The organism is Membranihabitans marinus (genome assembly GCF_019802045.1).
Taxonomy (GTDB): domain Bacteria; phylum Bacteroidota; class Bacteroidia; order Chitinophagales; family Saprospiraceae; genus Membranihabitans; species Membranihabitans marinus_A.
In genome coordinates, this window is the sequence record NZ_JAHVHU010000049.1 from 1 (window position 1) to 500 (window position 500).

The window sequence follows — 500 nt, forward strand, 5'->3', positions numbered from 1 at the left end:
CCTGACAGATACTATGATCTAATCCAAGTATTTATATTGTTATTTCTCAAAATATTTTCTTAATTTAAAGATACCGAAAGAAGGCCTCAGCCGATTCAATACGCTGAAGTCTATCTAGTGACGGGGCCTTGTGCCCCGTTTTTTGTTTGGATTTTTGCTTTGCAAAAATGACCGAAAGAAGGCTCTTGCCTCCTCAAAATCTGAAGTTATTTATGCAGCTTCATATGATGGGTCGTATTCTTCATTTTTATTCCACAATGTATATACTAGGACCAATAGTTTTCGCATACAGGCAACGGTCCCTTTCTGTTTTATCTTAGGATTTTTAGCTACTATTCGATCATTGAGATCTTTTATTTTAGCATTATGTTGTTTAGCTGACAGTGCCGGCATGTAGAGACATTCTCTTATTCTGTTATTTCCTCGTTTGGAAATTCTTGTTTTTCCTTTGAATTTTCCGGATTCATTAAACACGATATCCAAGCCAGCATAACTGACCA

1 protein-coding gene is annotated in these 500 nt (G+C 36.2%); it reads right to left on the minus strand.

What is annotated here, in order from left to right; translation table 11 throughout:
* Positions 1-210: 210 nt before the first annotated feature.
* On the minus strand, positions 211-500 hold a 290-nt coding region (locus tag KUV50_RS19325), incomplete at its 5' end, for a transposase (protein ID WP_222581854.1).